Here is an 8,095-nt window from a genome sequence, read left to right on the forward strand (position 1 = left end):
AGGAGCGCTGATTTATACAATTATGTTAGGCTTATACAATTATGTTAGGCTTATACAATTAGGTTAGTATTGAAATATTACTGTTAAAAACAGCCATGAGTCAAATCACCATCCAGTGTCGCCTAATCGCCAAGGAGCCCACCCGCCGTCAACTTTGGGAGTTAATGGCACAGAAAAACACGCCCCTCATCAATGAACTCCTAGAACAAGTTGGCCAACACCCTGATTTCCCGACATGGCGACAAAACGGCAAACTCCCCGCAGGAATTGTCAAACAGCTTGGCGAATCCCTCAAAACCGACCCCCGCTATGTTGGTCAACCCAGTCGCTTTTACATGAGTGCGATCGCGCTTGTTAACTACATCTACAAATCTTGGTTGGCCTTAATGAAACGGTTGCAATACCAACTCGAAGGCAAAACCCGCTGGCTAGAAATGCTCAAAAGCGATGCCGAACTCGTAGAAACTAACGGCATTACCTTAGACACCCTTCGCACCAAAGCCGCTGAAATCTTGGCTCAATTTACTCCGCACTCAGCCCTCGCCGACTCTCCCAAGCCTAAAAAAACAAGTAAAAAAGCAAAAAAACCGAAAGTTTCCGAAACTAACCGCAGCCTATCTCAGAGCTTGTTTGAAGCCTACCGCCAAAGTGAAGACAACTTGACCCGAAGCGCGATCGCTTACTTGTTGAAAAACGGCTGTAAACTCACCGATAAAGAAGAAGACCCAGAAAAATTTGCCAAACGTCGCCGCCAAGTCGAAATCCAAATCCAGCGCCTCATCGAACAGCTAACCGCCAGAATGCCCAAAGGTAGAGACTTAACAAACGCTACATGGTTAGAAACATTAGCGATCGCATCTACCACCGTCGCCGAAAACGAAGCCCAAGCTAAATCCTGGCAAGACCGACTATTGAAGCAACCCAGCACCCTACCCTTCCCCGTCACCTACGAAACCAACGAAGACCTAACCTGGTTTAAAAACACCTCAAACCGCCTCTGCGTCAAATTTAACGGCTTAAGCGAACACAGTTTTCAAATCTACTGCGATCAACGTCAAATCCTGTGGTTCGAGCGTTTCCTAGAAGACCAACAAATCAAACGAGCCAGTAAAAATCAACATTCTAGCAGCCTTTTCACCCTCCGCAGCGGCTGCATTGCTTGGCAAGAAGGAGAAGGAAAAGGCGAACCCTGGAACCTCCACCGCTTAACGCTTTATTGCACCGTTGATACTCGCCTCTGGACAGCCGAAGGTACAGAACAAGTAAAAGAAGAGAAAGCCGCTGAAATTGCCAAAGTCCTCACCAAAACCAAAGAAAAAGGCAACCTTAACGAAAATCAGCAAGCCTTTATTCAGCGCAAAAACTCTACATTAGCTCGTATTAATAACCCTTTCCCCCGCCCCAGTCAACCTTTATATCAGGGGCAACCTCATATTCTCGTGGGTGTGAGCCTGGGCTTAGAAAAACCTGCTACCATCGCCGTAGTAGATGCGATCGCATCTAAACCCCTGACTTACCGCAGTGTCAAACAGCTACTCGGTAAAAATTACCATTTACTCAACCGCCAGCGACAGGAAAAACAGCGCACTTCCCAACAGCGACACAGCGCCCAAAAACAGGCTGCCCCTAACCGTTTTGGAGAATCGGAGTTAGGGGAATATGTAGATAGATTACTAGCGAAAGAGATTATCGCGATCGCGCAAAAATACCAAGCTAGTAGCATCGTCTTACCCAAACTCGGCGATATGCGAGAAATAGTCCAAAGCGAAATTCAAGCTTTAGCCAAGCAAAAATGCCCTGAATTTTTAGAAGGTCAGCGAAACTACGCTAAAAAATACCGGGTTAGCGTTCACAATTGGAGTTATGGCAGACTAATCGAGTGTATCAAGAGTCAAGCAGCGAAAGTTGGGATGGCGATCGAAGAGGGACAGCAGCCAGTTAGAGGAAGTCCCCAAGAGAAGGCAAAGGAGATAGCGATTTCCGTCTATCACTCACGTTCCAAAACTTAATTGACAACTAACTGCACCTTGACAATAGAATAGTAAATAGCGCCGCTGGTCATGCTCGTCAGAGCCTCTGAGCAGTGATAAATGAGGGTTAGTTTGACGGTTGGAAGACCGTTGTGCTTTCTGACCCTGGTAGCTGCCCACCCCGAAGCTGCTATCCCTTGCGGATAGGAATTAGGTGCGCCCCCAGCAATACGGGTGTGGGTTTACCGCAGTGGTGGCTACTGAATCACCTCCGACCAAGGAGGAACCCACCTTATTTTTTTCGTGAACCTAAGCGGGAGCGAAATCCCCAAGAGGTTGACGAATCTTCTGAAGTTAATAGCCAGACTAAGTTTGGGCTTTTTCTGGGATGGCTAACCCTCCTGTTGTGACAGTTTCCAGAGCAATATTTCCAAGGTTGACGAAATTTGTTTCTGGAAGCCAGGTCAGGTCAGGGTTTAAGCGCTTAGAGCTTCAAGGGCCATCCCGACTAGGGGTGGGTTGAAAAGATGAAAAGTGTTCGGCTGCCGATAAACCGCTCCGCTTCAATGGCCATCCCGGCTAGGGGTGGGTTGAAAGGCTAAAGAAGCCTTACCATAAAAGAGGTGCAAGCGTGCTTCAATGGCCATCCCGACTAGGGGTGGGTTGAAAGTTGAAGTGAGGCTGTTTACGTTTGGCTCGTTTACGAAAAGAGGCTTCAATGGCCATCCCGACTAGGGGTGGGTTGAAAGAACGCTAACCAGCGGAAGATTAAGTGCGCCACGCTTCAATGGCCATCCCGACTAGGGGTGGGTTGAAAGCTATTTTGTTCGACCGAATGCTATTATTCTAGGGTTATAACGCTTCAATGGTCATAGACTACGAGTGGGTTGAAAGGTAAGGCAGGGGTCTGCCACAATATATTTGTAATACTTTTGTAAGCTATCTTCTTTTCAGGACAACAATATGTCAAGGCGGACAAATAATTTGTCAAACGGACAGCAATCTGTCAACGCGGACAAATAATTTGACACTCGACAATTAAAAAAGGCGGCACCCAGATTTGAACTGGGGGTGGAGGTTTTGCAGACCTCTGCCTTACCACTTGGCTATGCCGCCGTTACGTCTGAAAATTGACGTTTTCTTATAGTACACCAAATCTCTATTATTTCAACATATTTGTCAAAAATTTCGTGAAGCGAAGCTTTCCCGTAGGGAATCGCCCTTTTTTCCCATATCCCCAAAACCCATCCGAGGCTATTCTATAACTACATCGATCGCCCGCAACACCAGCCATGACACCAGTTTCTCCCCTACTCGTCGCCCAAATCACCGACACTCACTTGTTTGCAGAGATCGATCGAGAATGGAAAGGCCTCTCAACAACCCGCACCCTCCAAGCAGTTCTCGATCGCCTGCAACAGATACAGCCGCCGCCAGACTTACTGCTGCTGACAGGCGACTTATCCCAAGACGAAACACCCGAATCATACCAGCGCCTCGTCTCCCTCATCGCCCCCCTCGGAATTCCCGCCTACTGGATACCTGGGAACCACGACAACATCCCAGTCATGGCAGAAATCTTAAATCAGCCGCCCCTTTCCCCAGAAAAATCATGGATGCTAGGAAACTGGCAGTTTCTATTACTTTCGAGTGTGGAAGCCGGATGCGACGGCGGGCGACTTTCCCCAGAAAGCTTGCATTGGCTAGACTCTCAACTGCAACAAACGGGCGATCGACCTGTTATCATTGCCTTGCACCATCATCCTTTGCCGATCGACTGTGAAATCATGGATGGAATGATGCTGCACAATGCCGATGAATTTTTGGCAATTGTCGATCGATATCCTCAAATCAAAATCGTTCTTTGTGGCCACATTCACCAAGAATTTCACCAACAGCGGGGCTTAGTTACCTACTTGGGGACACCCAGCACCTGCCTCCAACTTTTACCCAAAAGCCATCCGATTATAGTTGACAAAATCCCGCCGGGATTTAGATTGCTTGAATTGGCGATCGACGGTACTTGGAAGACCAGAGTTGAGCGAGTTACCGAAGCATCGCCACCCCTTTAATAATTTTCGATAGCCTAAAATTTATTTTTATCAAATTTACATTTTTTTGTCAATCCATCAACAGATAGATTGTTGTGAGCAACCCCATCTATTATGATAAGTATAGGCTTTAGATTGCAGGCATAGCTAGAGTGAGCGGCAACGAATAAAAATATATCTAGCAACTTTACAAAACAGGAAAAACTAAATATATGTCTGAACTCAATGGCGTCATGATGCAGTATTTCCACTGGTACAGCCCCGACGACGGCAGCCTGTGGAATCAGCTAGCGAAATCTGCAAAAGATTTAGCCAAAATAGGCGTTACATCCCTGTGGTTGCCGCCAGCCTATAAAGGAACAGGCGGCGGTATGGATGTGGGTTACGGCGTCTACGACTTATTCGATTTAGGCGAGTTCGACCAAAAAGGGTCGGTACGCACGAAATACGGCACAAAAGATGAGTATTTGGCCGCGATTAAAGCTGCACAAGATGCTGGAATTCGGATTTATGCCGATGTTGTCCTCAACCACAAATTAGGTGCCGATGCAGAAGAAGAAGCCGAAGCCACACCCTTGCATCCCGACAACAGGAATGACACCGTAGGCGAATATCAAAAAATCAAAGCTTGGACGCATTTTACCTTCCCCGGCCGCGACAAAAAATATTCCAGCATGGAGTGGCATTGGTGGCATTTTGACGCCATTGATTACAACGTTTACAACACAGAAACCCATGCCGTTTACCTGCTAAAAGGCAAAGAATTCGATCAAGGAGTAGACTTAGAAAAAGGCAATTATGACTACCTGATGGGTTGCGATTTAGATATGGACAACCCAGAAGTAAGCGGGGAGTTAAAATACTGGGGTGAGTGGTATGTCGATACAACAAACGTTGACGGCTTTCGCTTCGATGCCGTCAAACACGTTAAAGCAGAATTTTTCCAAGAATGGTTGGAACACGTCCGCCACTATGCCCAACGCGACCTATTTGCCGTCGGCGAATATTGGTCTTACGAAGTGGAAGCTTTGCACTACTTCATCCAAGCAACGAACGGTAAAGTCTCCTTATTTGACGCACCCCTCCACTACAACTTCCACGCTGCTAGCAAAGCCGGTAATAGCTACGATTTGCGAACAATTTTTGATAACACTCTCGTCCAACAGCAACCCGCCCTCGCCGTTACCTTAGTTGACAACCATGATTCTCAACCATTACAATCCCTAGAATCTGTTGTCGAGGCTTGGTTTAAACCTCTTGCCTACGCTTTAATTCTGCTACGGCGCGAAGGATATCCGTGCATTTTTTACCCGGATTATTACGGCGCTAACTATAAGGATAAAGCAAATGATGGCAATGAATACGAGATTTGGTTAGACAAACATCAGTTTATGGTAGATAAATTCTTGTTAGCGCGCCAAACCTATTCCTACGGCAATCAGTACGATTACTTCGACCACGCCAACACTATTGGCTGGACGCGACTCGGAGATGAAGAACATCCGGGTGGCATGGCTGTGGTACTCAGTAACGGAGGCGATGGCACTAAGTTTATGGAAGTCGGACAGCCGAATCGAACTTATATTGACATCACCGAACACATCAAAGAACCAATCACAACTAATGACGATGGTTGGGCTGATTTTCGGTGTAACGCCGGTTCTGTTTCGGTCTGGGTGCCACAGCCGTAAGAACAGCGTTAAAATTGACGTACTCCTCTGCCTAAAGTAGGGTGTGCACTGCACACCTTACCGCTATAATTAGTACATTAAACCACTTTTTACTTTCATGATTTTGATGACGAAAAGTTGTTTGTAGTGAGGACTAAAGTCCTCTCTCTAGTATTATTTTTATGCTATGCGATCGCCCCAAAAAATATTTATATAAAAAAATATGAAACTTTCAGAAAAAGTTGCAGTTATTACCGGCGGTGGGTCGGGTATTGGTCATGCAGCAGCAATTTTAATGGCCAAGGAAGGCGCCAAAGTTGCTATTATCGATCGCATTTTGGAAACGGGGCAAGAAACCGTCCGCCAGTTGGTCAATGAAGGAGGCTGCGGGCTGGCTATTGCCGCAGATGTTGGGGATTATCAGCAAATGCAAAAAGCATTTCAAACAATTTTTGACAAATATCAAAGAATTGATATTTTGTTTGCCAATGCGGGTATTAACGGTGTATGGTCGCCGATAGAGGAGATAGAACCCGATGAGTGGGATCGGACAATTAACACCAACCTTAGAGGAACATTTTTGGCTGTTAAGTATGCTGTTCCTCATCTGAAAAAACAAGGAGGTTCAATTGTAATTACATCCTCGATTAATGGCACCAGAAGTTTCAGGAAAGTTGGTGCAACGGCCTACGCTTGTTCAAAAGCTGCCCAAGTAGCCTTTGCAAAAATGCTGGCGCTAGAACTCGCAGCCTGCCAAATCAGAGTCAATGTGATCTGTCCGGGCGGGGTGCTAACTGCAATTGAAGAAAGCACCGTTAAGCGCCATCTCGATCGCATTCCAGTCCCGCCTGATTCCATTCAAGACATGATTCCTTTGACGGATAATACCGCAGGTTCTAGCGAAGAAGTCGCCCAATTAGTGTTATTTCTGGTATCACATTCCTCCAGCTTCATCACAGGTACTGAAGTCTGGATTGATGGTGGCGGTTCTTTGATTTAAAATCTCAATAGTTTATTTTTATCAGTCGGCGGTTGAAACCGCTTCTTGTCAAATTAAGTCCGCCTGCGCCGACTAAAAAATAAGAATTTCTAATGACTAACTCTGAATTGTTTAACAGCCGTTTGCAATGTCTGGGGCAGCCACTTATCGTACTGAGGATAAACAGGCAAACGCTTTACGAGTTGCCATCCTGCTGCTGCTAAAATTTCTGTTAAAGTTTGGTGTTGCAGGTGAGGATAATCGGGATTAACTTCATCCCGCGGCCCGATTCCTCCTAAATCTCTAGCACCTGCTTCTAAACAAGCCAGCAATATGTCTGGTTGTGCAACTAAATTGGGCGGAATTTGTAGGGCAATTTCATCAGGTAAAATGCTGCGGGCGATCGCAATTACTTCGGGCATTTTTGTAGCATCAAAAACTTCACCGTCCCAACTTTGTTGATTTCCGGGACTGTGTGGCTGGAGGATAACTTCTTGAATGTGATTGTATCGCGAATGAATGCGGGCGATCCCCTCTAAAGTCTCCACCCAATCTGCCTCACTTTCCCCAATTCCCAGCAGCAAACCAGTTGTGAATGGAATCTTTAATTCCCCAGCAAATTCTAACTGTTGGAGCCGCAGCGTCGGCACTTTACTCGGTGCGTGTCGATGAACCGTTTGTAACAAATGTGGGGCAAGCTGTTCTAGCATCAGCCCCATCGATACATTTACCTCTTTTAACAGTGCCATCTCCTCAAAGCTGAGCGGCCCCACATTAGTATGCGGCAAAAATCCCAGAGCAAGTGCCAGTTCGCACAAATGGTAAATCCGCTGCAACCAAGCTTTTCGCCGTTGACTGTGAGGATGTACCTCGCCGCTGAGGATGAGAATTTCAATTACACCTTGAGTTTGCAGCAAGTTGAGCTGTTTTTCGGCTTCTGCGAGTGTTAGCCAAGGACTTTGCAGGGGTTCTGCCCGAAAATTGCAATAGGTGCAGCGGTTAAAACACTCGTAAGTGGGAACGAGGGTATAAGCAGGGCTGTAGGTGACGGTGCGAGACATTCCTTGGGATTTTTATCGATCGGACTTACGCAACAACATATATCTGTGCAGTGCGAGTTTTGCGGTTGGCGATCGCAACCCTTCATCTATCTTAACACTGACGCCCGTCCCGAATCTCGTTGCCCAGGTAGATTATGAGTATTCTTCATTTGTGGGCGATCGTCCACAAATTCCGCATTCAGCTTTTCAACTCCTTATATAGCAAGCCTTCTGGCTTTTAAAAAGCATAATTTATGACACATATAAGAAAAACTGTTCTTAAAAGGCCTTTACAAACTGAAATAAAAGCTTTATGTTTATTTACATGGCGGAACACAAAGCCGTCACGAACATTGAAAACCAAATAAAGCAATCATAAACAAAT

Annotated in this window: 6 protein-coding genes, 1 tRNA gene and 1 CRISPR repeat array; of the genes, 5 read left to right on the plus strand and 2 right to left on the minus strand. The window is 46.2% G+C overall.

Annotation, left to right across the window (positions count from 1 at the left end; all coding sequences use genetic code 11):
- Window positions 1-95: 95 nt before the first annotated feature.
- Window positions 96-2,009 carry a type V CRISPR-associated protein Cas12k gene (gene cas12k, locus QUB20_RS20005; RefSeq protein WP_333243847.1) on the plus strand — a complete coding sequence of 638 codons (1,914 nt, stop codon included), beginning with the start codon at window positions 96-98 and terminating at the stop codon, window positions 2,007-2,009.
- A 450-nt stretch (window positions 2,010-2,459) separates the two neighbouring features.
- Window positions 2,460-2,788: a CRISPR direct-repeat array (repeat unit 37 nt; unit sequence GCTTCAATGGCCATCCCGACTAGGGGTGGGTTGAAAG).
- A 227-nt stretch (window positions 2,789-3,015) separates the two neighbouring features.
- On the opposite strand, the gene QUB20_RS20010 is transcribed toward cas12k, so the two are convergent.
- Window positions 3,016-3,086: transfer RNA gene (locus QUB20_RS20010), tRNA-Cys, on the minus strand.
- A 176-nt stretch (window positions 3,087-3,262) separates the two neighbouring features.
- On the opposite strand from QUB20_RS20010, the gene cpdA reads away from it, so the two are divergent.
- The 3 genes from cpdA (at window position 3,263) to QUB20_RS20025 (ending at window position 6,691) form a co-directional block, all read left to right on the plus strand.
- A complete protein-coding gene (gene cpdA / locus QUB20_RS20015; RefSeq protein WP_333243844.1) occupies window positions 3,263-4,042 on the plus strand; it encodes a 3',5'-cyclic-AMP phosphodiesterase in 780 nt (259 codons plus the stop codon).
- 191 nt (window positions 4,043-4,233) lie between these two features.
- Complete coding sequence (locus QUB20_RS20020; RefSeq protein WP_333243841.1) at window positions 4,234-5,712, plus strand: alpha-amylase; 1,479 nt, start codon at window positions 4,234-4,236, stop codon at window positions 5,710-5,712.
- A 202-nt stretch (window positions 5,713-5,914) separates the two neighbouring features.
- Window positions 5,915-6,691, plus strand: coding sequence for an SDR family NAD(P)-dependent oxidoreductase (locus QUB20_RS20025; protein WP_333242780.1), 777 nt, complete (start codon window positions 5,915-5,917; stop codon window positions 6,689-6,691).
- A gap of 89 nt (window positions 6,692-6,780) precedes the next feature.
- Here the strand turns inward: QUB20_RS20025 and cofG are convergent, their stop codons facing one another.
- Window positions 6,781-7,731: a 7,8-didemethyl-8-hydroxy-5-deazariboflavin synthase subunit CofG gene (gene cofG, locus QUB20_RS20030; protein WP_333243837.1), complete on the minus strand. Its 951-nt coding sequence runs from the start codon at window positions 7,729-7,731 to the stop codon at window positions 6,781-6,783.
- On the opposite strand from cofG, the gene QUB20_RS20035 reads away from it, so the two are divergent.
- On the plus strand, window positions 7,715-7,933 hold the full coding sequence (locus QUB20_RS20035; RefSeq protein ID WP_333242773.1) for a hypothetical protein: 219 nt from the start codon (window positions 7,715-7,717) through the stop codon (window positions 7,931-7,933). The two genes, cofG and QUB20_RS20035, sit on opposite strands and share 17 nt — an antisense overlap.
- Window positions 7,934-8,095 lie beyond the last annotated feature (162 nt).

Origin of the sequence: Microcoleus sp. B4-C2 (genome assembly GCF_036705265.1) — a bacterium.
Taxonomy (GTDB): Bacteria; Cyanobacteriota; Cyanobacteriia; order Cyanobacteriales; family Microcoleaceae; genus Microcoleus.

Excerpts from the sequence above, each read along its gene's own strand:
- cas12k (WP_333243847.1), top strand. The coding sequence starts at position 96 with ATGAGTCAAATCACCATCCAGTGTCGCCTAATCGCCAAGGAGCCCACC.
- cpdA (WP_333243844.1), top strand. The coding sequence starts at position 3,263 with ATGACACCAGTTTCTCCCCTACTCGTCGCCCAAATCACCGACACTCAC.
- QUB20_RS20020 (WP_333243841.1), top strand. The coding sequence starts at position 4,234 with ATGTCTGAACTCAATGGCGTCATGATGCAGTATTTCCACTGGTACAGC.
- QUB20_RS20025 (WP_333242780.1), top strand. The coding sequence starts at position 5,915 with ATGAAACTTTCAGAAAAAGTTGCAGTTATTACCGGCGGTGGGTCGGGT.
- cofG (WP_333243837.1), bottom strand. The coding sequence starts at position 7,731 with ATGTCTCGCACCGTCACCTACAGCCCTGCTTATACCCTCGTTCCCACT.